20 protein-coding genes and 1 pseudogene are annotated in these 25930 nt (G+C 69.2%); 8 read left to right on the top strand and 13 right to left on the bottom strand.

The window, feature by feature from the left end; all coding sequences use genetic code 11:
- Positions 1–11 precede the first annotated feature (11 nt).
- From ACPA54_RS09300 to typA, 9 genes and pseudogenes are all read right to left on the bottom strand, one after another.
- Complete coding sequence (locus ACPA54_RS09300; RefSeq protein WP_423528196.1) at positions 12–1028, bottom strand: ABC transporter permease; 1017 nt, start codon at positions 1026–1028, stop codon at positions 12–14.
- Complete coding sequence (locus ACPA54_RS09295) at positions 1021–1947, bottom strand: ABC transporter permease (RefSeq protein WP_423528195.1); 927 nt, start codon at positions 1945–1947, stop codon at positions 1021–1023. Before ACPA54_RS09295 ends, ACPA54_RS09300 begins: the two co-directional genes overlap by 8 nt.
- 134 nt (positions 1948–2081) lie before the next feature.
- The gene (locus tag ACPA54_RS09290; protein WP_345675927.1) at positions 2082–3737 is read right to left on the bottom strand and encodes a peptide ABC transporter substrate-binding protein; all 1656 of its coding nucleotides are present in this window, start codon (positions 3735–3737) and stop codon (positions 2082–2084) included.
- Between the two features lie 554 nt (positions 3738–4291).
- Entirely contained in the window at positions 4292–5314 is a 1023-nt protein-coding gene (locus ACPA54_RS09285; RefSeq protein ID WP_423528194.1) for an ABC transporter ATP-binding protein, read from the bottom strand.
- A gap of 70 nt (positions 5315–5384) precedes the next feature.
- A pseudogene (locus ACPA54_RS09280) lies at positions 5385–6359 on the bottom strand (ABC transporter ATP-binding protein); the annotation flags it as partial.
- 51 nt (positions 6360–6410) lie between these two features.
- Complete coding sequence (locus ACPA54_RS09275; protein WP_423528193.1) at positions 6411–7412, bottom strand: ABC transporter permease; 1002 nt, start codon at positions 7410–7412, stop codon at positions 6411–6413.
- Complete coding sequence (locus ACPA54_RS09270; protein ID WP_423528192.1) at positions 7405–8334, bottom strand: ABC transporter permease; 930 nt, start codon at positions 8332–8334, stop codon at positions 7405–7407. Before ACPA54_RS09270 ends, ACPA54_RS09275 begins: the two co-directional genes overlap by 8 nt.
- A 163-nt stretch (positions 8335–8497) precedes the next feature.
- Positions 8498–10159: a peptide ABC transporter substrate-binding protein gene (locus tag ACPA54_RS09265; protein WP_423528191.1), complete on the bottom strand. Its 1662-nt coding sequence runs from the start codon at positions 10157–10159 to the stop codon at positions 8498–8500.
- 543 nt (positions 10160–10702) lie between these two features.
- Positions 10703–12568: a translational GTPase TypA gene (gene typA / locus ACPA54_RS09260; RefSeq protein ID WP_423528190.1), complete on the bottom strand. Its 1866-nt coding sequence runs from the start codon at positions 12566–12568 to the stop codon at positions 10703–10705.
- Between the two features lie 219 nt (positions 12569–12787).
- Here typA and ACPA54_RS09255 point away from each other — a divergent pair, with 219 nt between their 5' ends.
- The 6 genes from ACPA54_RS09255 (at position 12788) to ACPA54_RS09230 (ending at position 19170) form a co-directional block, all read left to right on the top strand.
- Positions 12788–13699 carry a hypothetical protein gene (locus ACPA54_RS09255; protein ID WP_423528189.1) on the top strand — a complete coding sequence of 304 codons (912 nt, stop codon included), beginning with the start codon at positions 12788–12790 and terminating at the stop codon, positions 13697–13699.
- A 130-nt stretch (positions 13700–13829) separates the two neighbouring features.
- Complete coding sequence (locus ACPA54_RS09250) at positions 13830–15386, top strand: hypothetical protein (RefSeq protein WP_423528188.1); 1557 nt, start codon at positions 13830–13832, stop codon at positions 15384–15386.
- Complete coding sequence (locus ACPA54_RS09245) at positions 15349–15570, top strand: hypothetical protein (RefSeq protein ID WP_423528187.1); 222 nt, start codon at positions 15349–15351, stop codon at positions 15568–15570. The genes ACPA54_RS09250 and ACPA54_RS09245 overlap by 38 nt, the downstream gene beginning before the upstream one ends.
- A 51-nt stretch (positions 15571–15621) precedes the next feature.
- Entirely contained in the window at positions 15622–16416 is a 795-nt protein-coding gene (locus tag ACPA54_RS09240) for a hypothetical protein (protein WP_423528186.1), read from the top strand.
- A 46-nt stretch (positions 16417–16462) separates the two neighbouring features.
- The gene (locus ACPA54_RS09235) at positions 16463–18418 is read left to right on the top strand and encodes a fumarate reductase/succinate dehydrogenase flavoprotein subunit (RefSeq protein ID WP_423528185.1); all 1956 of its coding nucleotides are present in this window, start codon (positions 16463–16465) and stop codon (positions 18416–18418) included.
- On the top strand, positions 18418–19170 hold the full coding sequence (locus ACPA54_RS09230) for a succinate dehydrogenase/fumarate reductase iron-sulfur subunit (RefSeq protein WP_423528184.1): 753 nt from the start codon (positions 18418–18420) through the stop codon (positions 19168–19170). The genes ACPA54_RS09235 and ACPA54_RS09230 overlap by 1 nt, the downstream gene beginning before the upstream one ends.
- A 27-nt stretch (positions 19171–19197) precedes the next feature.
- Here the strand turns inward: ACPA54_RS09230 and ACPA54_RS09225 are convergent, their stop codons facing one another.
- Both ACPA54_RS09225 and ACPA54_RS09220 read right to left on the bottom strand, forming a co-directional pair.
- Positions 19198–21675 carry a SpoIIE family protein phosphatase gene (locus ACPA54_RS09225; RefSeq protein ID WP_423528183.1) on the bottom strand — a complete coding sequence of 826 codons (2478 nt, stop codon included), beginning with the start codon at positions 21673–21675 and terminating at the stop codon, positions 19198–19200.
- A 109-nt stretch (positions 21676–21784) separates the two neighbouring features.
- Complete coding sequence (locus ACPA54_RS09220) at positions 21785–22252, bottom strand: (deoxy)nucleoside triphosphate pyrophosphohydrolase (RefSeq protein ID WP_423528182.1); 468 nt, start codon at positions 22250–22252, stop codon at positions 21785–21787.
- A gap of 149 nt (positions 22253–22401) precedes the next feature.
- Between ACPA54_RS09220 and ACPA54_RS09215 the strand changes: the two genes are divergently transcribed.
- Both ACPA54_RS09215 and ACPA54_RS09210 read left to right on the top strand, forming a co-directional pair.
- Complete coding sequence (locus ACPA54_RS09215) at positions 22402–22701, top strand: 4a-hydroxytetrahydrobiopterin dehydratase (RefSeq protein ID WP_345675914.1); 300 nt, start codon at positions 22402–22404, stop codon at positions 22699–22701.
- 93 nt (positions 22702–22794) lie between these two features.
- On the top strand, positions 22795–23325 hold the full coding sequence (locus ACPA54_RS09210; protein WP_423528181.1) for a DUF461 domain-containing protein: 531 nt from the start codon (positions 22795–22797) through the stop codon (positions 23323–23325).
- Between the two features lie 58 nt (positions 23326–23383).
- Here ACPA54_RS09210 and ACPA54_RS09205 read toward each other — a convergent pair whose 3' ends face one another.
- Positions 23384–24652 (bottom strand): GH12 family glycosyl hydrolase domain-containing protein, encoded by a 1269-nt coding sequence (locus ACPA54_RS09205; protein WP_423528180.1) that lies wholly within the window; start codon positions 24650–24652, stop codon positions 23384–23386.
- A gap of 3 nt (positions 24653–24655) precedes the next feature.
- A complete protein-coding gene (locus ACPA54_RS09200) occupies positions 24656–25930 on the bottom strand; it encodes a glycoside hydrolase family 26 protein (RefSeq protein ID WP_423528179.1) in 1275 nt (424 codons plus the stop codon).

Raw genomic sequence — 25930 nt, 5'->3', positions numbered from 1 at the left:
CCCTCCCCCGGTCAGCGGAGCTTCGGGTCGAGGGCGTCGCGGACCGCGTCGCCGAGCAGGATGAAGCTGAGCACCGTCACGGAGAGGAACAGCGACGGGAAGAACAGCTGGTAGGGCTGGTCCCGGATGACCGTGGTCGCGCTGCTGATGTCCGCGCCCCACGAGATCTCGGTCGGGGGGAGGCCGATGCCGAGGAAGGACAGCGTCGCCTCGGTGGCGATGAAGGTGCCCAGCGAGATCGTCGCGACGACGATCACCGGCGCGACCGCGTTCGGCAGCACGTGGCGCATCAGGATGCGCTGCGTACTGGCGCCGAGCGCCTTGGCCGCGACCACGTAATCGGACTGTTTGACGGTGATCACCGAGCCGCGCATGATGCGCGCGATCTGCATCCAGCCGAAGACCGCGAGGGCGCCGACCACCAGCCAGATGCTGCGGTCGTTCGGGAAGGCGCTCATGAAGACCAGCGCGCCGAGCAGCAGCGGGATGCCGAAGAAGATGTCGGTGACGCGCGCGAGGATCGAGTCGACCCAGCCGCCGAAGTAGCCGGACAGGGCGCCGACCAGGCCGCCGAGCAGCACCACGCCGGCGGTGGTCGCGACACCGACGATGATCGAGGCGCGGGCGCCGTAGATCGTGCGGGCGTAGATGTCGCAGCCCTGCGTGTTGGTGCCGAACCAGTGGTCGCCGTTCGGCTTGATGTCGGTGTCCAGGATCGGACAGTTGCGCGGGTCCGTGCTGGTGAACAGGCTCGGCCAGAACGACATCACGATCAGCAGCAGCAGGAGCAGCCCGGAGATGTAGAACCGCGGGCTGCGGCGCAGTTCGCGCCACGCCTCGGCCCACGCGCCGCGCGGCTTGTCCTGCGGGCCCTTGTCGATCGGCTCGGCGTAGGCGCCGGCCTTCTCGACCGTGGTGCCTTCCTCGTCGGACATGGAGAGCGTGCGGAACTCCTGCCCGCCGAAGTGCGGCATCTCGTTGCTGCGGGTCGGCAGCTGCTCGCCCTGTTCCTTTTCGTACTCAGGCATACCGAATCCTCGGGTCCAGGACGGCGTACAGCAGGTCGACGATCAGGTTCATGAAGAGGTAGATGATGACCAGGAAGGCCACCGCCCCGACGACCGTCGCGCTCTCGTGCTTGGTGACCGCCAGGTAGATCAGGCGGCCTACGCCGTTGACGTTGAAGATGCCCTCGGTCACGATGGCGCCCGCCATCAGCGATCCGAGGTCGGCCCCGAGGAAGGTGACCACCGGGATGAGCGAGTTGCGCAGCAGGTGCACGGTCACCACGCGGCGGCGCGGCAGGCCCTTCGCGGTGGCGGTGCGCACGTAGTCGGCGCGGATGTTCTCGACGATGCTCGTTCTCGTCAATCGGGCGACGAACGCCAGCGACAGGGAGCCGAGCACGATGCCGGGGAGGATCAGCTCGCTCCACGTGGGTTCGGTGCTCGCGGTGGCCGCGAACACGCCCCATTTGAGGCCGAGCCAGTACTGCAGCACGAAGCCCAGCACGAAGACCGGGATCGAGATCACGACGAGGGTGGCCACGAGGACCACGGAGTCGGCGAACTTGCCGCGGCGCAGGCCCGCGAGGAGCCCGGCGGTGACGCCGATGACGATCTCGATCGCGAAGGCGATGAGCGCGAGGCGCAGCGAGATCGGGAAAGCGTTCTTCAGCTCGTCCCAGACGGGGATGCCCGAGAAGCTGGTGCCGAAGTCGCCCTTGAGGAGGCCGGTCAGGTAGTACCAGTACTGCACGAAGAACGGGTCGTCGAGGTGGTACTCGGCCCGCTTCTGGGCGACGAAGACCGGGTCGGCCCCGCGGTCGCCGAACATGGCCGAGATGGGGTCGCCACCCAGCTTGTACACCATGAAATAGATCAAGAACGTGGTCCCGATGAACACCGGGATCATCATCAGCAGCCGCCTGATGATGTAACGCCCCATGTCAGCCTCCTGCTCGGGTGACACGGCCTGCAGCCGGCGCCGTCCGTTCGACTGCGCCGGCTGGGTCCGCTTGCGACGCTCCGACGGCCCGGCCGCTCCGATCGGGAGCGGCCGGGACCGTCAGTGCCTTGTCACTACTTGACGGTGACCTCGGTGAACACCGGGTTGCCGAAGACGTCCATCTGGACGTTCGAGACCTTGGTCGAGTAGCCGGCCTTCGTCGTGTAGTACCAGAGCGGGATGGACGGCAGGTCCTGGGCGAGCTGGCCCTGGGCCTGCTTCCACAGGTCGAGCGACTGGTTCTTGTCCGAGGCGGCCATGGCCTGCTTGGCCAGGTTGTCGAAGTTCGCGTTGCTGTAACCCGCGTCGTTCGACGCCGCACCGGTGCGGTAGATGTCGTTCAGGAAGTTGTCCGGGTACGGGTAGTCGGCCTTCCAGCCGGTCCGGTACGCGGAGGTCATCTTCTTGTTGGTGATCTCGTCACGGGCGACCGAGAACTCCGGGTAGAGCTTCGGCTCACACGCCTGCGACCCCAGCGTCTGGTTGATGCTGTTGCAGACGGCGGTGACCCACTCGCGGTGCGGGCCGTCGGCGTTGGTCGCGATGGTCAGCTTGCCGTGCGGGATGCCGCCGCCCTCGGCGACGAGCTGCTTCGCCTTGGCCGGGTCGTACTTGCACACGTCGCCGCAGACGTCGCTGTGGCCGGGGATGCCCGGGGCGAGCCAGTCGGTGGCCGGAACCTCGAGGCCCTTGTAGATGGCCTTGGTGATCGCGGCGCGGTCGATCGCCATGCTCAGGCCCTGGCGGACCTTCGCGGCACCCGGGGTCGCCCACGCGGGGTCGTACAGCGGGAAGCCGATCTTCTGGATCGACAGCTGCGGCTGGACGATCGCGCGGTCGCCGAGGTCCTTCTGGAAGGAGGCGATCGCCGAGGTCGGCATCTGGTCGATGACGTCCAGCTTGTTGTCGCGCAGCGCGGTGTAGGCGGCGTCGTAGGTCGTGTAGAAGACCAGCGTCACGCCGGCCGACTTCGCCTTGTCGTTGCCCTTGTAAGCGTCGTAGCGCTTGACCGTGATCTGCTTCTTCCGCTGCCAGCCGCCCGCGGCGGTGTCGAGCTGGAAGGGGCCGTTGCCGATCGGGGCCTCGCCGTACTTCTGCGGGTCCTTGTAGAACTCCTGCGGCAGCGGCATGAAGGGCGTGTAGCCCATCTGCGCCTTGAAGGAGGAGATCGGCTGGGTCAGCTTGATCGTGAACGTGTTGTCGTCCACGACCTTGAGGCCCGACATGGTCGTCGCGGTCGGGTTGCCCTGCGCCGGGTGGACCTGGTCGTAGCCCTCGATCGGCTGGTACCACGTGGCGTTGATCTGCTTGTTCGTGGAGACCGCGCCCCAGTTCCAAGCGTCGACGAACGACTTCGCGGTGACCGGCTCGCCGTTGTGGAACGTCCACCCCGACTTGAGCTTCACGGTCCAGTTCGTGGAGTCCGTGGACTCCATCGACTCGGCCATGGCCGGGACGGTGTCACCGGTCTTGGGGTCGTACGTGTACAGGCCGCGGAACATCATGCTCAGCGGGTAGAACCCGCCGGTCTCGTTCGCGTTGGCCGGCTGCAGCAGGTTCTGCGGCTCCGTGCTGCTCGCGGTGTAGTAACCCGTCGAGCTGCCGCCGCCGGCACCCGCCGACGCCGAGCTGCCGCTCTTGTTGTCACTGCTGCCACCACCACATGCCGTGGCGACCAGGGCGATCATGCCGGCCCCGGCGAGCCACTTCACGCGCGTCGTTCCGCGCATGGGTTGCCTCCTCATGGATCACTTCGGAAGTGAAGTACGACGGGCAACCCGTGGGTGTCCTCGCCGCGGATGCCCGTCCAGTCGCGCCACCGAGCGCATGACCGTGGTCCGAGCACAAGCGCATCTACTATCCGTCACCGATTCCCGCCCTCCAAGAGTCTGAAGGATTGCGGTTTGGTCACGCGCCTCTCCGGATCGTCTCGACGACTGGGCATCCATTAGCCGAACAGTTCCCGGATCGTGCGTGACCAATCGGACACGGCGTACCGCTGCCCGGAGCATACAGTCCGATGAACGAACAACCACATCGCGCCCCTACCTCGACCCCCGGAGGGGGAAACGCTACGCAGAGTGGCGGAACCCAAAAGGCCCATCGACCAGGCATTTCCTGGTGTGACGCGCGTAGCGTGCGGACACAAAAGACCAGGGTGCCACCTCTGTCGAGGCGGCACCCTGGCGGGGTGGTATTTGACCGGTGCGCGATGTCCGTTCAGCGGTGCGGACGGGCGCCCTGCCGCTGTGCGGATCGCCACCGCGCGGGCAGCTCCCGGCGGTCAGTGCGCGTGCACGATGTCCCGTTCCTCCGCGAAGTGGCACGCGCTGGCGTGCGCCGTTTCGGCGCCCAGGCCGGAGCGGATCTGGAGCGGCGGCTCCTCCTGGGCGCAGATGTCCTGGGCCTTCCAGCAGCGGGTGCGGAAGCGGCAGCCCGAGGGCGGATTCGCCGGCGACGGGACGTCCCCGGTGAGCAGGATCCGCTCGCGTTCGTCGCGGCCCGCGGGGTCGGGCACGGGAACGGCCGAAAGCAGCGCCTGCGTATACGGGTGCGTCGGGTGGTCGTAGATCTGCGTCTCGGTGCCGATCTCCACGATCTTGCCGAGGTACATGACCGCGACCCGGTCGGAGATGTGCCGGACGACCGACAGGTCGTGCGCGATGAAGACGTACGCGAGCCCCAGCTCCGCCTGGAGCCGCTCCATCAGGTTGACGACCTGCGCCTGCACCGACACGTCGAGTGCCGACACCGGCTCGTCGCAGATGATGATCTCCGGGTTCAGCGCCAGGCCGCGGGCGATGCCGATGCGCTGCCGCTGCCCGCCGGAGAACTGGTGCGGGTACCGGTTGATGTGCTCCGGGTTGAGCCCGACGAGGTCGAGCAGGTCCTGCACCTTCTTGCGCCGGTCGCCGCGCGGGGCGACCTCCGGGTGGATGGCGAACGGCTCCCCGACGATGTCGCCGACGGTCATGCGCGGGTTCAGCGATGTATAGGGGTCCTGGAAGACCATCTGGATGTTCCGGCGCACCGCCTTGAGTGCTTTGCCGGTCACCCGGGTGATGTCGTTGCCCTTGTACAGGACTTTTCCGGCCGTCGGCCGCTCCAGGTTCATGAGCAGCTTCGCGACGGTCGACTTGCCGCAGCCGGACTCGCCGACCAGGCCCAGTGTTTCGCCGGGGTGCAGGTCGAAGGAGACGCCGTCGACGGCCTGCACGGCGCCCACTTTGGTCTGGAACAGGATGCCCCGGGTCAGCGGGAAGTGCTTGACCAGGTTCTCCACACGCAGGATCGGCTCACCGGACATCCGCGGACACCTCCCCGTCGCGCCCGTCGACGCCGTCGAGCTCGTCGAGCCCGTCGGATGCCTGGAGTTCGCCGTCGAGCACGGCCTGGGCGAAATGGCACGCGCTCTGCCGGTGCGCGCCGAGGTCGAGGACGGCCGGCACCTCGGTGCGACAGAGGTCCTGGGCGTAAGGGCAGCGCGGATTGAAGGCGCAACCGGGTGGAATCCGGGTCAGATTGGGTGGAATGCCCTTGATGGCATAAAGATCCTGGCCCTTGAGGTCGAGCCGCGGGATCGAGGCGAGCAGGCCTTTGGTGTACGGGTGGCCGGGGTTCGCGTAGATCGCGTGGACCGGGGCGCGTTCGACGATGCGGCCCGCGTACATCACCACGATGTTGTCGGCGACGTCGGCGACCACGCCGAGGTCGTGGGTGATGAGGATGAGGCCCATCCGGAACTCCTGCTGGAGTTCCGCGAGCAGGCCCATCACCTGGGCCTGCACCGTCACGTCGAGTGCGGTGGTCGGCTCGTCCGCGATGATCAGGTCCGGTTCGAGGGCCAGCGCCATGGCGATCATGATGCGCTGGCGCATACCGCCGGAGAACTGGTGCGGGTAGTCGCCGACGCGCGCCTTGGCCGCCGGGATCTTGACCAGGTCCATCAGCTCGACGGCCTTGGCCTTGGCGTCCTTGCGGGACATGCCGCGGTGCACCCGGAACATCTCGCCGAGCTGGAAGCCGACCGAGTAGACCGGGTTCAGCGCGGACAGCGAGTCCTGGAAGATCATCGCGATGCGCTGGCCGCGCAGCTTCCGCCGCTCTTCCTTGCGCATCTTGAGCATGTCCTGGCCCTCGAACCGGATGGCCCCCTTGGAGATCCGGGCCGGCGGCATGTCGAGGATGCCCATGATCGCCTGGGCGGTCACCGATTTGCCGGAGCCCGATTCGCCGAGCACCGCGAGGGTTTCGCCGGGGTGCACCTGGTAGGAGACGCCGTTGACCGCGTGCGCCACACCGTCGCGGGTGTGGAACTCCACATGCAGGTCGTCGACTTCGAGCAAGGGCATGTCCGGGTTCACGAGTACCGGATCCGTGATGTCGATGGTCACCGCCGCCCCCTAACGCAGCTTCGGGTCGAGGGCGTCGCGGACCGCGTCGCCGAGCATGATGAAACTCAGCACCGTGACGCTGAGGAACGCGGACGGGAAGAACACCACGTGCGGTGCGTCGCGCAGTACTTCGTGGGCGGACGCGATGTCCAGGCCCCACGACACGGTGGGTTCGCGCAGCCCGATGCCGAGGAACGACAGCGTCGCCTCCGAGGCGATGAACACGCCGAGCGAGATCGTCGAGACGACGATGACCGGCGCGATCGCGTTGGGCAGGATGTGCCGCATCAGGATGCGCGGGGTGCGGGCGCCGAGCGCCCGGGCGGCGACCACGAAGTCGGAGTTCTTCACGGTCATCACCGACCCGCGCATGATGCGGGCTATCTGGGTCCAGCCCAGGATGCCCAGGGCGAGGACCACCGTCCATTCGTTGCGGTCCTTGGTGACCATGAGGATCACCAGCGCGCCGAGCAGCAGCGGGATCGAGAAGAACACGTCGACGACGCGGGACAGGATGGAGTCCACCCAGCCGCCGTAGTAGCCGGCCAGCATGCCGATGACGATGCCGAGGATCGCCACCATGACCGTGGTGGCGACGCCGACGATGATCGACGCGCGGGCGCCGTAGATCATCCGCGCATAGATGCTGTGGCCTTGGCCGTCGTAGCCGAACCAGTCGGCCTGGAAGAAGTGCGACCACTTCGGCGGATCGATGTAGTGCTCGCGGAGTTCGGCGTCGCGCGGGCTCTTGCCGGTGAACCAGCGCGGGAAGGCCGCGATCGTCAGCAGCAGCAGGATCAGCACGCCGGAGACCACGAAGAAGGGGTTGCGCCGCAGTTCGTGCCAAGCGTCCGAGGCGAGGCTGTGCGGTGCTTCGACCTTCTCGGCGGCGAGGACCGCGGCTTTCTGGAGGGTCGCCCCCTCCGCGGCGGCCAGGTCGCTCGCCCGCTGTTCGGGCAGCGTGGGCTTGGTGGGCTCCGGGTTGGTGTCGGGAGTCGTGGTCTCAGACATATCGGATCCTCGGGTCAAGGACCGCGTAGAGCAGGTCGACGATCAGGCTGCAGGCCAGGAAGATCAGGACGAGGACGGTCACGAACCCGACGACCGTGGGCCCTTCGTTCAGCTGGACCGCCCGGAACACGGCATACCCGACGCCGTGCACGTTGAAGATGCCTTCCGTGACGATCGCGCCGCCCATCAGCGTCCCCAGGTCGGTGCCGACCAGCGTGACGATGGGGATGAGCGAGTTGCGCAGCAGGTGCACGGTCACCACGCGGTGCCGCGGCAGGCCCTTCGCGGTGGCGGTACGCATGTAGTCCGCGCGCATGTTCTCCACGATGGTCGTCCGCGTGACGCGGGCGAGGAACGCGACGGCGATCGCACCGAGCACGAAGCCGGGCATGAGGAGGCTGCCCCAGCTGGCTTCGTCGTCGACGGTGGGTTTGGTCAGATCCCATTGGATCGCCACGGTCCACTGCACGATCTGCCCGAGCACGAAGATCGGAATCGAGATGATGAGCAGCGTGATGATGAGGACGATGCGGTCGGCGAACTTGCCGCGTCGCAGCCCGCTCAGCAGACCGAGCGATATCCCGACGACGATCTCGAAGGCGACCGCGACGGTCGCCAGCCGCAGGCTGACCGGGAAAGCCTGCTTCATCTCCTCCCACACGGGCCGGCCGGAGAACGTCACGCCGAAGTCCCAGTGCAGGACGATCGCTTTGAGGTAGTGCCAGTACTGCACGAGGAACGGGTCGTCGAGGCCGAGTTCCTGGCGCTTCGCGTGGACGAAGACCTTGTCGGCGGCCTTGTCGCCGTACAGTGCCGAAATAGGGTCCCCGGGCAGTTTGTAGACCATGTAGTAGATGAACATGGTCGTGCCGAGGAATACCGGGATCATCTGGAGCAGCCGCCGCGCGACATAGCGCCCCATCGGTCACCTCCAGTCGGTCGGTGCAGCCCACAAGGCGGCCCGGCCGCCTCGTGGGCTGGACCGTGCCGCCGGGCCGCGCTCGTTCGGGGCCCGGGCGGGGCGGCGGAGGCCGCTCCCGCCCGGACGCGCCGTCTCGGGACGGGTCGTTCCGAACCGACTGCGGTTACTTGACGACCACCTGGGTGAAGTCCGGGTCGCCGTTCCACACGTAGGTCACGTTGGTGACCTTCTTGGAGTAGCCGGTGGTCGACTGGTAGTTCCACAGGGGGATCTGCGGCATGTCGGCCGCCAGGAGCTTCTCCGCTTCCTGGTACTGCTTGACCGCGGCGTTGAGGTCCGGGTTGGCGTCCGCCTGCTTCGTCAGCTCGTCGAACTTCGGGTTGCTGTAACCGGAGTCGTTCGACGCGGCACCGGTGCGGTAGACGTCCGCGAGGAAGTTGCCGTTGAGCGGGTAGTCCGCCTGCCAGCCGGTGCGGAACAGGCCGCCGGTGACCTTCTTGCCCTGGATGATGTTGCGGGAGTCCTTGAAGGTCGGCTTCGGGTCGCCCACGCACTCGACGTTCAGGGTCTGGCGGATGCTGTTGCAGGTGGCGTCGACCCATTCCTTGTGGTTGGCGTCACCGTTGTAGATCAGCGTCAGCTTGTTGCCCGGGATGCCGCCGCCCTCCTGGACGAACTGCTTGGCCTTGGCCGGGTCGTACTTGCAGAAGTCGCCGCAGGTGCCCGGCAGGTAGCCGTTGATGCCCGGCGAGACCCACGAGTCGGCCGGCTTGCGTGCGCCCTTGAACACGGTCTTGGTGATCGTGTCGCGGTCGATCGCCATCGAGATGCCCTGGCGGACCTTCTCCATGCCGGGCTTGCTCCACGCCGGGTCGTACAGCGCGATGCCGACGAGCTGGATGGACGCCTGCGGCTGGTCCACGGCGCGGTCGCCGAGGTCCTGCTTGTACTTGCCGAGCTGGGTGGTCGGGACCTGGTCCATCACGTCGAGGTTGTCCGACAGCAGGTCGGTGTACGCCGCTTCGGCCGACGTGTAGAACTTGAAGTCGATGCCGCCGTTCTTCGGCTTGTCGTCGCCCTTGTAGTTCGCGAAGGTCTTCAGCTTGAGGTGGACCTTGTGCTCCCAGGCGCCGTCCATCTGGTACGGGCCGTTGCCGACCGGGTTCTCGCCGAACTTCGCGGGGTCGGCGTAGAAGGCCTGCGGCAGGGGTGAGTAGGCGACGTAGCCGAGCTTGTACTTGAAGCTCGACACCGGCTGGCTCAGCTTGACCGTGAACGTGGTGTCGTCGACCACCTTGAGGCCGGTCATCGTGTCGGCCTTGGGGTCGCCCTCTTCGGGGTGGACGTCCTTGAAGCCCTCGATGTCGGCGAACCACGGGTCGGCGCTCAGCTGCTTGTTCTTGGCGTTGGCGCCCCAGTTCCACGCGTCCACGAAGGACTTCGCGGTGACGGGCTCGCCGTTGTGGAACGTCCAGCCGGGCTTGATCTTGATGGTGTAGTTCTGTGCGTCGGGGCTGTCCACCTTGTCCGCCATCGCGGGTATCGGGTGGCCGTCCTTCGGGTCGAAGGTGTACAGACCGCGGAACAGCACCTGGAGGATGCGGCCGCCCTGGTTCTCGTTCGCGTTCGCCGGCTGGAGCGGGTTCTGCGGCTCGCCGCTCTGATAGCTGTAGACACCGTTCGGGTTGCCGGCCGGAGCGCTGCCGCCCGCACTCGGCGAACTGCCACCTGCGTTCTTGCTGTCGCTGCCGCTGCTGCACGCGGTCGCGGCCAACGCGACCACCGTCAGCGCCGCGCCGACCTTCACGCGCGTAGATCCACGCACGGTCTGCCTCCTCGAAGACTCTTCGGACAGGAAGGGGGGAGGGCATTGCGATCTTGTCGGCGTCCGAGGCCGTGCAGGGGGACGAGCGCGAAATACCTCTCGGACGCAAGCGCAACTATCCGACGGCATATCGACCTACAGCCAGGCTTGGACGATTGCATTTCAGTTAAGCCTGCCGCCGAAATTCCTGCGAAAAGCCGCCGCATCGGGACGAATCGCGCGACGGTCGCGGAGATCCCGATCACCGCTCAACGGTTCCCGCTGTTCGATGAGCGCACTTGACGGCGATCAATCCGGAAAAACCCGATGACCCACGGTCCGGACTATGAGCCGCCGAATGAGTCGATACATCCGCGGATCGATCGGTTGAACGATCTTCCCGAGCCCGCATTCCGAATATAACAGCCGAACGGTTTGCAGAAACGGAATGCGATCAAGAAAAAGGCGCGGCCGGCGGCCGCGCCTTTTTCTTGTTCTTTCGATGTTCTTTTTTGCTCATTCCCGACTGTTATTGATCGCCTCGCGGCGACCCGGCCGGGAGCGTCAGGAGCGCTTGGCGCGCGACGCCGCGCGGGCCCGCTCCTGCTGGTTCAGCACCACCTTGCGGATGCGCACCGTCTCCGGGGTGACCTCCACGCACTCGTCCTCGCGGCAGAACTCGAGGGCCTGCTCGAGCGACAGCTTGCGCGGCGGGATGAGCTTCTCGGTCTCGTCCGCGGTGGACGAGCGCATGTTCGTGAGCTTCTTCTCCTTCGTGATGTTCACGTCCATGTCGTCGGAGCGCGAGTTCTCGCCGACGATCATGCCCTCGTACACCTCGACGGTCGGCTCGATGAACAGCGTGCCGCGCTCCTGGAGGTTGGTCATCGCGAACGCGGTCACCACGCCGGAGCGGTCGGCCACCAGCGAGCCGTTGTTGCGGGTGCGCAGCTCGCCGACCCACGGCTCGTAGCCCTCGTGGATGCTGTGCGCGATGCCGGTGCCGCGGGTCTCGGTGAGGAACTCGGTGCGGAAGCCGATGAGGCCGCGGGCCGGGACCACGAACTCCATCCGGATCCAGCCGGTGCCGTGGTTCGTCATGGTCTCCATTCGACCCTTGCGGCTCGCCAGGAGCTGGGTGATCGCGCCCAGGTACTCCTCGGGCGAGTCGATGGTCAGGCGCTCGAACGGCTCGTGCACCTTGCCGTTGATCTCCTTGGTGACCACCTGCGGCTTGCCGACGGTCAGCTCGAAGCCCTCGCGGCGCATCTGCTCGACGAGGATCGCCAGCGCCAGCTCGCCGCGGCCCTGGACCTCCCACGCGTCGGGGCGCTCGGTCGGCAGGACCCGCATCGACACGTTGCCGACCAGCTCCTTGTCCAGGCGGTCCTTCACCAGGCGCGCGGTGACCTTGTGGCCCTTGCCCGCCTTGCCGACCAGCGGCGAGGTGTTGGTGCCGATGGTCATCGAGATGGCCGGCTCGTCGACGGTGATGAGCGGCAGCGGACGCGGGTCCTCCGGGTCGGCGATGGTGTCGCCGATCATGATCTCCGGGATGCCGGCGATCGCGATGATGTCGCCGGGGCCGGCCTCCTCGGCGGGCTTGCGCTCCAGCGCGTCCGTCATCAGCAGCTCGGTGATGCGGACCCGCTCGATCGTGCCGTCGTGGCGGCACCAGGCGGCCTGCTGGCCCTTCTTGATGGTGCCGTTGTGCACGCGGCACAGGGCGATACGGCCGAGGAAGTTCGACGCGTCGAGGTTGGTGACGTGCGCCTGGAGCGGCGCGCCCTCGTCGTACGTCGGCGCCGCGATGGTGTCCAGGATGGTCTGGAAGAACGGCTGCAGGTCCTTGTTGTCCGGCGTGCCGCCGTTGTCCGGGCGGTTCAGCGACGCCATGCCGTCGCGGGCGCACGCGTAGACGATCGGGAACTCGATCTGCTCCTCGGTGGCGTCGAGGTCCATGAACAGCTCGTACGTCTCGTCGACGACCTCGGCGATCCGGGCGTCGGGCCGGTCGACCTTGTTGATACACAGGATGACCGGCATCTTCGCGGACAGCGCCTTGCGCAGCACGAAGCGGGTCTGCGGCAGCGGGCCCTCGGACGCGTCGACCAGCAGCACGACGCCGTCCACCATCGACAGGCCGCGCTCCACCTCGCCGCCGAAGTCGGCGTGGCCGGGGGTGTCGATGATGTTGATGGTGATCGGGTCGCCGCCGTCCGCGGGGTGGTACTTCACCGCGGTGTTCTTGGCGAGGATCGTGATGCCCTTCTCGCGCTCCAGGTCGTTCGAGTCCATGACCCGGTCGTCGACGTGCTGGTGCGCGCCGAAGGCGCCGGCCTGCTTGAGCATGGCGTCGACGAGGGTGGTCTTCCCGTGGTCGACGTGGGCGACGATGGCGACGTTGCGGATGTCGTTGCGCGTGGGCATGCGGGTGTTGGCTTCCGTTGGGCTCGGGACGTCGCATCCGCGAGGCACGTGTCGTCCGGTTCCGCCGGATATGCCGGGATGCCAGCCGGGCCGGTCCGCCGCGGCACTCCCTATCGTACGGGGCGCGGGGGTCCGGCCTCGGTCCGCGGCGGGCTCCGGGACCCGGCGGGGACCCCGCTCACGTACGGGAAACCCGGGCGACCCGGCAGAATCGTCCCTGTGAGCGATTCCTTCAGCGAGCGGATGCGGCGGCGGTGGGCACGGCGGCGGGACGACTCCGACGCCGCGTTCGGGACGCCGGGCGGCGCGCCGGACGCGGGCGGCGGCAGTTTCGGCAGCGGGCCGTTCGGCGGGTCCGGGGCGGACGCGCCGGAGACGGGCCGGGCGCCGGGGGCGGGCGGGAATCCGTTCGGGCCGGGAGCCGAGGCGCCGGAGCCGGGGTTGGCGGGCGCGCTGCCCGGCGAGCACGAGACCACCACGCGGGCCCGGCTCCTGCACGAGCGGCTGCGCGAGGCCTACGCCGCCGGGGATGTGGCGACGGTGTCGCAGCTCGCCGACCTGATGCCGGACGGGCCGCTGGCGCAGCCGTACCGCGCGTACGGCCAGGTGCTGGCCGCCGAGGCGCGCGCCGACGACGCGCAGGCGGTGGAGCTGGCCCGCGGATTCCTGGAGCGGCTGCACCCGGCGGACCACGAGTGGGAGACGGCGCGGACGCTCTTCGGCGAGGTCGCCGTCCAGGCACTGGTCATGGGCGCCGTCCCGCTGGCCGGAAACCTGGCCGCCGCGGAGGACGCGCTCCGGCAGACCGACTACATGCTGCACCCCTCCGGCGCGCTCCTGAAGTTCGCCGAGGAGGAGGAAGGCCACCCGCTCCTGCTGGTCCTGCACGGCAAGCCGGAAAAGGCGGTCCGCGCCGCCCGCCGCGAAGTCCGCGCGGAAAAGCGCGGCACCCGCGCGGGCTACGCCGACGCACTGTGCACCTACGCCTTGGCCGCGTGCGCGGCGGGCGACATCGACGCGGCCCGCGAAGCCCTGGCCGAAGCCGACCGCGCCCTCCCGGGCCGCCCCCGCGTGACGGCGACGCGGGCCCGGATCGAGACCAGCCCGGCGGCGACGGTGCGGGAGGAGTGACCCCCGGGCTACGCCGGTAACAGATTGGCCAAACCGGCGATCATGCCCGGTCGGGTATGCAACAAATTCGGCCATGACCAGGTCCGATCGCCGTTCGACGCGGCAGAAGCGTCCGAGGCTCCGCGGCCCGATGCTCCCCTTCCTGCTGTGCTATCTGCCGGCTGTGGTGCTCGTGCCGCAGCTGGACAAGGACCATGCGGGCGGGTCCGCGGTGTTCGGCGGGCTGCTGCTGGGATTCCTCGCGGCGTCTTTCATCTACGGACTGTTCTCCGCTCTGTGGGCCGCCGCGGTGGGGCTGCCCAGCGCCCATGTCGTCCTGGGTCTCGGCGCTTTCCGGTCGTCGCACCTGCGCGGCGACCTGCTGGTCGTACGGCGGGGGCTCCCCCTCGTGGCGACCACGCTGCGCCCGTTCGACCCCGGGCTTCCCGGCGCCGTCCCGCGTTACTGGGCCGCGCAGGCGCTGACCGCCGCGAGCATGGCCGGCAGCGCGGTCGCCGCGTTCGCCGTTCCGGGCGGCCTCGGCGTCGGCCTGTGCGGCGCAATCGTGCTGGCGACCGCGGCGTTCCTGGGGCAGTTCCAGCCGGGCGCCATGGGCTGGACCGTATTCGTCCTGCCGTTCCGCGGTGCCGCGGCCATGCCGCCCGGCGGAACGCTCCGCAAGGCGGCGTGGCCGGTTTTCAGCGCCGCCTCCGTAGGCGATACCGCCGCGATCCGCGCGGCTATCGCGGCCGGGACCACCACCGCGGGCGAGGCCGCGGTTCTGGAGGCCGGCATCGCGTTGACGGAGGGGCGGTACGACGACGCCGAGGCGCTTGCCGCCGGAGTTCCGCCGGATGCCGAGCCGCCCGCGACGGCGGCCGCGGCCCTCGTCAGGCTGCGTGCCGGCTACTACCGCACGATGCGGCAGGAAAGCCGCGGCACGGTGCTGCTCGCCGCCGGCCCCGACGTCGACGCCGACCGGCTGATCGCGGCCGCCCGCACGGGCCCGATGCTCACTCTCGCCGGTGACGGCGAAGCTCTGCACGCGCTCCACAACGGGGACACCCGTGCCGCCTTGCGCCACTGCCGGATCGGTCTGCGCCTGGTGTCTGGTGCCGCGGCCGCGGCGCAAATCCACTGCACCGCCGCGCTCGCGCTCGCCCGGGACGACCGGCCGGGCGACGCAATTCGCCGCCTTGCCAAAGCCCGGCGGCTCGCGCCCGGGCTGCCGAGGCTCGCCGACGTCGCGCCCTGCTGCCGGAAAGCGTCGCGCCCGCGGAAAGGTGATCTTGAATTCCTTGATCGGGAATTCAAGATCGAAAATCCGACCACCCGCGATTCGATCCACACCGGTCGCATTCCGCCTCGGTCCCCGCCCCCGCCGGAAATCCGCGCGCGGTCGCGAAAAAGATCCACAGGGTACTTTCCAACCAATCATGGATCGCGCCACACTTCCGGGGTTCGCACCGCGAGCGGCCGCCGGCGTGATCCGGCATGCCCGCGTACGAAAATGCACGTCCGCAACACCGACCAACCGGTCCCCCGACGGCGCGGGACCGGCGACCAGGGGGTGAGCGCGCGACATGACGGCGATCGTGGACTACGACCTGACCCGGGCCCGGCGCAAGCTGGACGAACTCGACCGGGTCCTCAGGTCGGTGAAGAACCGGATGGGGAACACGCTGGACGTGCGCCGCGTATGCGGTGACGTCGACCGGCTGAAGGATTCCCTCGACCTGCTGTGCGAACACGCGCCGCCCGCGGGCCCGTCCGAGCCGCGCGAAGACGCTCCCTCACCACTCGAACCGCTTCCCGAAGTGCCGTACGACCCCGCCCTGTTCGCCGATGCGGACGACGAGGGCATCGGCGGCATGCGGCCCCAGCGGACGTAGCGGGGCACGCACCCACAGAGGACGACCGTCAGCCGAGAAGGGCACCCACGCATGGCCACCGGCACCGCCGCGCCCGGAAGGGCGCAGATCAAGGAACGGCACCTCCGTACGGACCGCTGGTGGCTGGCCCCGGCCGTCACCGTGACGATCCTGGTCGCGTTCATCATCTACTCGACCTGGCGGGCCTTCGCGAACGCCGACTACTTCGCCGAACCGTACGTCTCGCCGTTCTATTCGCCATGCCTGGCGGAAAACTGCGACAGCATGCCGATGAGCGCCAACGTCCCGGTCTTCGGGGACTGGTGGCGACTGTCCCCGGCGCTGATCGTGCTGATCTTCCCGCTCGGCTTCCGCCTCACCTGCTACTACTACCGCAAGGCCTACTACCGCGGCTTCTGGGCGTCGCCGTCCGCGTGCGCGGTGCCCGAGCCGCGGTCGAAGTACAGCGGTGAGACGAAGTTCCCGCTGATCGTCCAGAACATCCACCGCTACTTCCTGTACTTCGCGATCCTCGTCGGCGGCATCCTCACCTGGGACGTGATCATCGCCTTCCGCGACGAGCACGGCGCGTGGGGGCACATGGGCCTGGGCACCCTGGTGCTGCTCGCCAACGTCACGCTGATCTGGGCGTACACGCTCTCCTGCCACTCGTGCCGGCACATCGTCGGCGGGCGGCTCAAGCACTTCTCCAAGCACCCGGTGCGGTACCGCTACTGGCAGCTCGTCAGCCGCCTGAACGTGCGCCACATGCAGCTGGCGTGGGCGTCGCTGTTCAGCGTCGCGATCGCGGACTTGTACGTGTACCTGGTCGCGTCCGACGCGTTCGCCGACCCGCGCTTCTTCTGAGTCCGCATGTGAGTCATCCACGTACCGGGAAAGGCACCGAGCTTTCATGTCCAAAGAAGTGGAACGGCACAGCTACGACGTCGTCGTGATCGGGGCCGGCGGCGCCGGGCTCCGGGCGGCGATCGAGGCGCGGATGCAGGGCAAGCGCACGGCGGTCATCTGCAAGTCCCTGTTCGGCAAAGCGCACACGGTCATGGCCGAGGGCGGCATCGCCGCCTCGATGGGCAACGTCAACAGCAACGACAACTGGCAGGTGCACTTCCGCGACACGATGCGCGGCGGCAAGTTCCTCAACCTGTGGCGCATGGCCGAATTGCATGCCAAGGAAGCCCCGGACCGGGTCTGGGAGCTGGAGTCGTGGGGCGCGCTCTTCGACCGCACCCAGGACGGCCGGATCAGCCAGCGCAACTTCGGCGGCCACGAGTACCCGCGCCTCGCGCACGTCGGCGACCGCACCGGCCTGGAGCTGATCCGCACGCTCCAGCAGAAGATCGTCGCCCTCCAGCAGGAGGACTTCAAGGAGCACGGCGACTACGAGGCCCGCCTGAAGGTCTTCCAGGAGGCCACCGTCACGCGCCTACTGACCGTGCCGGACGCGGGCAGTGAGACCGGCAACCGGATCACCGGCGCGTTCGGCTACTGGCGCGAGTCGGGCCGGTTCGTGGTCTTCGAGGCGCCCGCGATCGTGCTGGCGACCGGCGGCATCGGGAAGTCGTTCAAGGTCACCTCGAACTCGTGGGAGTACACGGGCGACGGCCAGGCGCTCGCGCTGCTGGCCGGCGCCTCGCTGGTCAACATGGAGTTCGTGCAGTTCCACCCGACGGGCATGGTCTGGCCGCCGAGTGTGAAGGGCATCCTGGTCACCGAATCGGTGCGCGGCGACGGCGGGGTGCTGCGCAACTCCGAGGGCAAGCGCTTCATGTTCGACTACATCCCGGACGTGTTCAAGGAGAAGTACGCGAAGTCCGAGGAGGAAGGCGACCGCTGGTACACCGACCCGGACAACAACCGGCGCCCGCCCGAGCTGCTGCCCCGCGACGAGGTCGCCCGCGCCATCAACTCCGAGGTCAAGGCGGGCCGCGGCACCCCGCACGGCGGTGTGTACCTGGACGTGTCGACCCGCCTGCCCGCGGACGTCATCCGGCGCAAACTCCCCTCCATGCACCACCAGTTCAAGGAACTCGCGGACGTCGACATCACCGCCGAGCCGATGGAGGTCGGCCCGACCTGCCACTACGTGATGGGCGGCATCGAGGTCGATCCGGACACCGCCGCCACACCCGGCGTGCTGGGCCTGTTCGCGGCCGGCGAGGTGGCCGGCGGCATGCACGGCAGCAACCGGCTCGGCGGCAACTCGCTGTCCGACCTGCTGGTGTTCGGCCGCCGTGCGGGGCTGTACGCGGCCCAGTACGTCGACGAGTTGGGCGAGGAGCGCCGCGACGTCGCCGAAGAGCAGCTCGACGAGGCCGCCGCGGAGGCGCTCGCGCCGTTCGGCAACGAAGGTGCGGAGAACCCGTACTCGGTCCACCAGGAACTCCAGCAGACGATGAACGACCTCGTCGGCATCATCCGCCGCGAGGGCGAGATGGCCGAGGCGCTCACCCGTCTGGAGGAGCTGAAGGAGCGCGCCGCCAAGGCGGGTGTCGAAGGCCACCGGCAGTTCAACCCCGGCTGGCACCTGGCGATCGACCTGCGGAACATGCTGCTGGTCTCCGAGTGCATTGCGAAAGCGGCGCTGGAGCGGGAGGAGAGCCGCGGCGGGCACACCCGCGAGGACCACCCCGGCATGTCCGCGGAGTGGCGCCAGGTCCTGCTGACCTGCACTCTCGCCGCGGACGGCGGGCACGTCGACCTGGTGCGGCGCTCCCCCGAGCCGATGCGTGCCGACCTGCTTGCGCTGTTCGAGCGCGACGAGCTGATGAAGTACCTGACCGACGCCGAACTGCCCGCCGACGCGCAGGCCGAGGCCACGCGAGCGGACGCGGAAGAGGAAGGCAACTGATGTCGTACAAAGCGAACTTCCGCGTCTGGCGCGGCGACGCGGACGGCGGCGAGCTGCGCGACTACACGGTGGAGGTGAACGAGGGCGAGGTCGTCCTCGACATCATCCACCGCCTCCAGGCCACCCAGGCGCCCGATCTCGCGGTGCGGTGGAACTGCAAGGCCGGCAAGTGCGGTTCGTGCAGCGCGGAGATCAACGGGCGGCCGCGGCTGCTGTGCATGACGCGCATGAGCACGTTCACCGAGGACGAGACCATCACCGTCACGCCCATGCGGACGTTCCCGGTGACCCGCGACCTGGTGACCGACGTGTCGTTCAACTACGCCAAGGCCCGCGAAGTCCCGTCGTTCACCCCGCCGGAGGGGCTGGAACCTGGCGACTACCGCATGCAGCAGGTGGACGTCGAGCGCTCGCAGGAATTCCGCAAGTGCATCGAGTGCTTCCTGTGCCAGAACACCTGCCACGTGATCCGCGACTTCGAGGACAACAAGCCGGCGTTCTCCGGGCCCCGTTTCCTCATGCGGATCGCCGAGCTGGACATGCACCCGCTCGACGTGGCCGACCGGCAGAAGTCCGCCCAGGAGGAACACGGCCTGGGCTACTGCAACATCACCAAGTGCTGCACCGAGGTGTGCCCCGAGCACATCAAGATCACCGACAACGCGCTGATCCCGATGAAGGAGCGCGTCGCCGACCGCAAGTACGACCCGCTGGTGTGGCTCGGCAACAAGATCCGCCGCCGCTCCAGCTGACCGCACTCCCCCACGCGGAGCCCGCGGTCACCCGGCCGGATCGTCGTCCGCCGGGTCGGGCAAAGGCAGTTCGAACCACACGATCTTGCCGTGCCCGGCCCGGCGGCTGCCCCAGCGGTCCGCCAGCGTCGTGACCAGCTGCATCCCGCGGCCGCCCTCGTCGGTGTCCCGCGCCTCGCGCAGCCGGGGCAGGCTCGGCACGGCGTCCGCCACCTCGCACAGCAGGTTCCGCCCGCGCAGCAGCCGGAGCCGGATCGGACCGGCGCCGTACCGCAGCGCGTTGGTGACCAGCTCGCTCACCAGCAGCTCGGCGATGTCGACGAGCGATTCGAGATCCCAGTCGTGCAGGGTCTTGCGGGTCAGTTCGCGGGCGCGCGCGACGACCGGCGGCTCGGCGGGCAGCCACCACGACGCCACCGCGTTCGACGGCAGCGCGTCCAGTCGGGCCATCAGCAACGCGACGTCGTCGAACCCGAGTTCCTTGTGCAGCGACGAAATGACCGCGTCGGACGCCTCCTCCAGCGGCCCGTGGTGCTGCGCGATCGCGTCGCACAGCAGCCCGATGCCGGTGTCCAGGTCGCGTTCCCGGGTCTCCACCAGGCCGTCGGTGTAGAGCACGAGCAGGCTGCCCGGCTCGACGGACAGCTCCTTCTGCTCGAACGGCACCCCGCCCACGCCCAGCACCGCGCCGGACGGCGGATCCACGACGACCGGCAGCCCGCCGGGCGACACCAGCACCGGCGGCAGATGCCCGGCGGAGGCGAACTCGCAGGTCCGGGCGACCGGGTCGTAGACCACGTATACGCAGGTGGCGTAGTGGAGTTCGCCGAGGCTGGCGACGATGTCGTCGAGATGGCCCATCACCTCGGCGGGCGGCAGGTCGAGGCCCGCGAGCGTGCGCACGGCGGTGCGCAACTGCCCCATCACCGCGGCGGCGTGCACGCCGTGGCCCATGACGTCTCCGACCACCAGCCCGATGCGCCCGCCGGACAGCGGCAGCACGTCGAACCAGTCGCCGCCCACTTCGGTGACCAGGCTGCCCGGCAGGTAGCGGTAGGCGACCGCGACGCCCGGGATCTCCGGCAGCTCCTGCGGCAGCAGGCTGCGCTGGAGCATCACCGCGGTGTCCCGCTGGCGGTGGTAGAGCCGCGCGTTGTCCACCGACACCGCGGCGCGGGCGCCGAGTTCGGTGGCGAGCGTCAGGTCGTCCGGGTCGAACGCGGGGCGGCCCTCGCCGCGGCCCAGCAGCAGCGTGCCGAGCACGATGCCGCGGGCGCTCAGCGGCACCACCATGAGCGTGTGCACGCCGAGCACGCGGGCGGATTCGGCGCGGCCGGTGTCGCGGATCAGCTCCTCGTACATGTCGTCCTGGATGTTCTGCACCAGGTACGAGCCGCCGCTGCGCAGGCACCGCCCGAACGTCGAGTCGGCGGAGTACACCAGCCGCGACCCCTGTTCGAGGAGTTCGTCGGTGTACCGGCCCGGCCGGGCGCCGCGCGAGGCCGCCCGGTACATCACGGTCTGGTCGCCGTGCACGCCGGACGGCAGCTCCTCGCCGATCATCACGGCTTCGAGCAGGTCGACGGCGGCCAGGTCGGCGAATCCCGGCACCACGGAGGCGGCGAGTTCCTCGGCGATGCGCGGGATGTCCAGCGTCGCGCCGATCCGAGTGCCGGCCTCGTTGAGCAGCGCGAGCCGTTTGCGGGCCGCGTCGACCTTGACCATGGCGTAGTGCCGCTCGGTCACGTCGATGAGCGAGCAGCTCACCCCGAGGGTCTTCCCGCCCTGCGCCTGAAGGCGGTTGTAGGACATCGACCAGACCGTCCGCGGGCCGCCGTCGGCCGGAATCGGGCCGAAGATGCGCGAGTCCACGACGGGTTCGCCGGTGTCCAGCACGCGCTGCTGGATCGTGCGCACGCGCGCGGTGTCGATGCCCGGCATCACGTCGGCGATGGTCTTGCCGATGTGGTCGGAGACCGGGACGCCGTCCATCGCCGCGAGGGCCTCGTTCGCCGCGACGTACTTCAGGTCGGTGTCGAAGATCCCCACGCCGATCGGCGACTGGTCGAACAGCGCCTGCCGGATCGCCAGGTCCGACTCGACCCGGTGCAGCGCGTCCGCCTCGACCGAGGTGATGAGCACCGAGCTGTTGCCCTCGGCGTCGGTCACGAACGCCGACCGGGACTCGAAGTCGTGGACGCTGCCGTCCGCCTTGCGGATCCGGTACGTGCTGCCGATCAGCTCGACGTCCATCATCTGCCGGCTGATCGCGTCGCCGCGTTCCGGGGTCAGCGGCGGGTCGAGCAGATCGCCCGCCCACGTGCCGAGGACCTCCTCGCGGGTGTACCCGAACAGCTCCTCGGCGGAGCGGCTCCACATGGTGATCAAGCCGTCGGCGTTCAGCACCCACGTGGCGCTGGGCACGAGGTCGTACAGGGTTCCGGGCGCCACCGAGTTGGGGGTGGTGCCCCCGGAAGGCCCCTCGCCGCTCTGCCCCTGATCCATGGACCGCGGATCCCTCACGTCGCCGGTTTCGTTGGTGTCGAGAAGCCGCTTCCCCGATTCGCGGCTTTTTCACGCCTTTTGCGAGCCTGGCCGGAGTACACCCGGCCGGTCAGCCGCCGCGGTGCGCGGCCATGAGGCGCGCCACCACCGGGACCGCATCGCGGTCCTGCGGCAGCCACGCCACGTCGTCCAGTTCGCCGGGGCCCAGCCAGCGCAGTTCGGAGTGGTCTTCCAGCGGCTCCGGCTCCGGTTGGCCGCCGAGCAGCTCGGCGTGCCACAGGTGCAGGACGTAGCCCGGGTTGAGCGGCCAGCTGCCGGGGAGCCGGCGCACCGCGCGGACCTCGACGCCCAGCTCCTCGCGGCATTCGCGGACCACGGTGACGTCCTCGGTCTCCCCGGGTTCGAGCTTGCCGCCCGGGAACTCCCAGCCGCCGGCCAGGTGCGCGGGTGCGCTGCGGCGGGCCGCAAGGACCTTGCCGCCGTGCAGGATCGCCGCGCCGACGACCACGATCAGGCCGTCTTCACGGGCGGGGTCTCCGGCGGCCTCCGGGCCTCCGGTGCGCGGGCGGTCGGTCATGCCGGACCACTTTACGGCTTCCGGGGCCGTTGGGGGGTCTTGGCGGGATACCGGCGCTGTCCCGGTTCCGCAGCTTGGGGCAATCGGGGTGTGCGGGTGCCCCGCGTGGAGTCTTGACGTGCGGGCGCGCGCGTACCAGCGTCGTCGGCATGCCGGAACTCCTGACTGACATCGCACTCACCGTCGCCGTCAACGACCTGGACGGCTGGACGGGCGACCGCAAGGCGATCCGCCGGACCGTGGAAGCGCCCGACTTCCCGACCGCGATCCGCATCGTCGACACCGTCGCGATCGCCGCCGAGGACATGAACCACCACCCGGACATCGACATCCGCTGGCGGAACCTGCACTTCCTGCTCACCACGCACGACGCCGGCGGGGTGACGGAACTCGACACCCGGCTGGCCGCCAACATCGACGCGATCGTGCGGGACTTCGGCGGGAAGTGACACGGTCGGCGCGCCGCGGGATTGTTTTCCGGATAATCGGGATAAAAGGGACGTCACGTGTCTTCCCGTCGAGACCTCCGGAGTGACGCCGCCGTGCCGCACCGCCGAATCCGCAAGGCGCTCGCCGCCGCGCTTCTGGTCATCGCCCCCGCCCTCGCGCTCGCCGGCTGCGGCGCCGGCAACGACGCGGAGACCCTCCAGATCGCGCCGGACACCCCCGCCACCACCCTCGGCTCGCTCAAAGTGCAGAACGTCGTGCTGGTCAGCCCCGCGGTGGGCCGCGGCGGGCCGCTCGCCGTCACCGGGTCGATCTACAACGGCGGGACCGCGCCGGACCAGCTCCAGCAGGTCACCGTCAACGAACTGCCGCAGCCGGCCGTGTTCACGCCCACCCCGCAGCGGCCGGAGATGCGCATCGGCCCGAACGAGACGCTGCAGCTCGGCGGCCCGGGGAACGCCACCGCCGTGGTGCCGAACCCGGCCGACCTGGTGACGGCGGGCCAGTCCCGGCGCGTCACCTTCCGCTTCGCCCGGGAGGGCGAGGTCACGATGTGGGTGACGGTGCAGCCCGCGACCGGCATCTACGCGGGCTTCGGGCCGGTCGCCGCAATCGCGGGGCAGTAAAGCCGGTAGGAGCCCGGCACGAGACCGGCAGAAACCCGGCAGGAAACCAAGGCCGCGCCTAGACCGGCGGGTACCAGACCTGCCCCTGGCTGTTGTCGCAGGTGCGGGCCCGCGGCACCGCACCCGTCCGGCCCGCACCGCCGCCGGTCCCCGCATCGAGGCAGGCGTTCCGGGAGCCGTTGACGATCCGGCCGGCGGCATCCGGGATCCACCGCTGCTCCGGTGTCCCGTCGCACTCGACCAGCGACAACGCACCGTCGCGCCCGTTCTCCAGGCACAGGCCGGCGTGCACCAGCGTCCCGTCCGGCGGGCGCGACCAGCTCTGCGACGGCTGGGCGTTGCAGGTGCCCACGTTCGCGGCACGGGCGCCGTCGGGCCATTCCAGGCACAACCCCGGCAGCGCCGAGGTCACGGCGCCGGAGGGGATGCCCGCGGCCGCGGAGAACGAGAAGGACTCGGTGGCGAGTCCCACGCCTCCGTCCCACACCTCGAAGCCCGCCTGCGCCGCGCACAGCGCGGAATCACCGGGGACGTAGCCGCGCTGCACGGCGTCGCGGGTGAACGCCCGCAGGTCGAGGTTCACCACCTCGTCGACCGGCGTGGTCAGCGCGTAGACGATGAGCGTGTGGCCGCCGCTGACCGGCTTCGGCGGCTCGTACACCGAGAACGACAAGGCCCCGACGCGGAACGGGTCGGGCGCCAGCTTGCCCGACGGGCGCTTGTTGCGGCTGTCGATCCAGATCATCAGCTCGGCGCTGTCCGTGAACGAGCACTGGCCGGGCACCGAGCTGTACCAGAGGTCATAGGAGGCGTTATACGTCCCGGAGTCGACCGTGCGCGTCCGCCAACTGCTGGTCGCGTACTGGAGTTTGTCGACGCGGATCGGCAGCGGGCCGCCGGTCGGCGGGGTCGTGATGTGCGCGTAGGCGCCGGGCCCGCGCTGCGGGTCGACCACGGTCCGCCCGGTCACGCCGCTCTGGGTGATGCGGAAGTCCGCGCCGCCGCGGCTCTGCACGCACAACCCGCCGACCGCGTTCCACTCGTTCGGGTTGACCAGGTAGCGGCCGCTGTCGACGGTGCGGGCCGGGTGCCGGTTCTCCTCTGTCGAGCACAGGTCGCCGGGTTCGGGCATGACCTGCGCGACCGCCTTCGGCGGCGGCGCGGCCACGGCCTGCGGGGCGCGTACCTTTCCGGCCACGCGCGGCGGCATCAGGACCCATACGGCCAGCACCGCGCCCAGCAGGGCCGCGGAGACCGCGCCGGCCGCGTAGGGGCGCGTGCGGGCGGCGTTCCACAGCCGGACGAGGCCTTTCCGGACTTCGTCCATGGGTCACCGCGCCTTGGTCGTGGTCTTGGTCCCCGTGGGCTTCGTCGGCTTCGTCGTGGACTTGGGGGGCTTGGTCGTCGGGGGCGCGGTGGTCGGAGCGGTGGTGTCCGCCGGGCCCGGCGAGCCGCCCGACGGAGACGGGTCCGAGGCGGGTTCTAGGCTGGTCAGGGGCTTGGCGTTGAAGGTCCACTTGACGTCGTACATCGGATCCTCCATCCCCTGCCGGTAGGCCGCCGCGGCGTCCGGTGAGTTGGAGATCCGCCAGTCCGCCTCGCGTTCCTTGCGCGCCTCGTACCAGATGACGCCGATGATGTCCGGATCGCCGGGCAGCTGCCGGAACATCTCCTGGATCCACGACGCCTTCTTGTGGTCGAAGTCGACCGCGCCGGTCTCGGTGATGACGATCGGCCGGGACGTGAACTCGCGAAGCTGTCGGAGCGTGGGGCGGAAGATCTCGTCGAAGGACATGTACTTCTCCGCGCCCTTGGTGCCGTAGTAGCCGGAGAGGCCGATCCAGTCCACGTAGTCGTCGCCGGGGTACACGGATTTGAGCGGTGCGGCGTTCTCGTAGTCGCGGTTCGGACTCCACACCCACGTCACGTCGGTGGCTCCGGCGCGCTCGAAGATGTCGTGCACGTGCCGCCACGCCTGGATGTATTGGTCGGGGGTGTTGCCGTTCGCCTGGACGGCCCACGGGTACCAGTAGCCGTTCATCTCGTGCGCGAACCGGATGCCGACCGGATATCCGAGGTTCTTGATGCCGTTGGCCCACGTGGTGATGTAGTCGTCGAACTTGCCGGCGACGATGTTGGCCAGCGCGTACTCGGGCTGGTTGCCGCGCTGCATCTCGTCCCTGGACTCCTTGGTGAAGTCCCAGGGCTCCCAGGCCAGCAGCGGCATCATGCCGCGCTTCGCGACCTGGTCGAAGAGCCGCCTGTCGAACGTCGAGTCGGCCCAGCCCACGGAGAACTGCAGCACCTGCGGGTCGTGTCCCACGGCCTGCTGGAAGGCGTCCAGCGGCTCCAGGTCGTAGGAGCCGCGGGCCGTCATGATGCCGAGGAACTTCTTGCCCGGCTCGGGGAACCGGCTGATCGGCTCCATGGTGCGGCGCTGGCCGACCCACGGCGGGGGCGGCTGGTAGGTCGGGACCGGGCCCACGCCGGGGCGCTCGTCCGTCGTCGCCTCGACATGGGCGAGCTTGGGGCCGATGACGAACGCGTAGGCCACCATCGAGCCGAGCAGCAGCAGGATCAGGACCCGCGGAAACGTGACGCGCAT

It is taken from the genome of Uniformispora flossi (assembly GCF_049534875.1).
In the GTDB taxonomy this organism is placed as follows: Bacteria; Actinomycetota; Actinomycetes; order Streptomycetales; family Streptomycetaceae; genus Yinghuangia; species Yinghuangia aomiensis.
The sequence above is the reverse complement of the archived record's forward strand: the minus strand, read 5'-3'. Positions and strand labels throughout refer to the sequence as shown.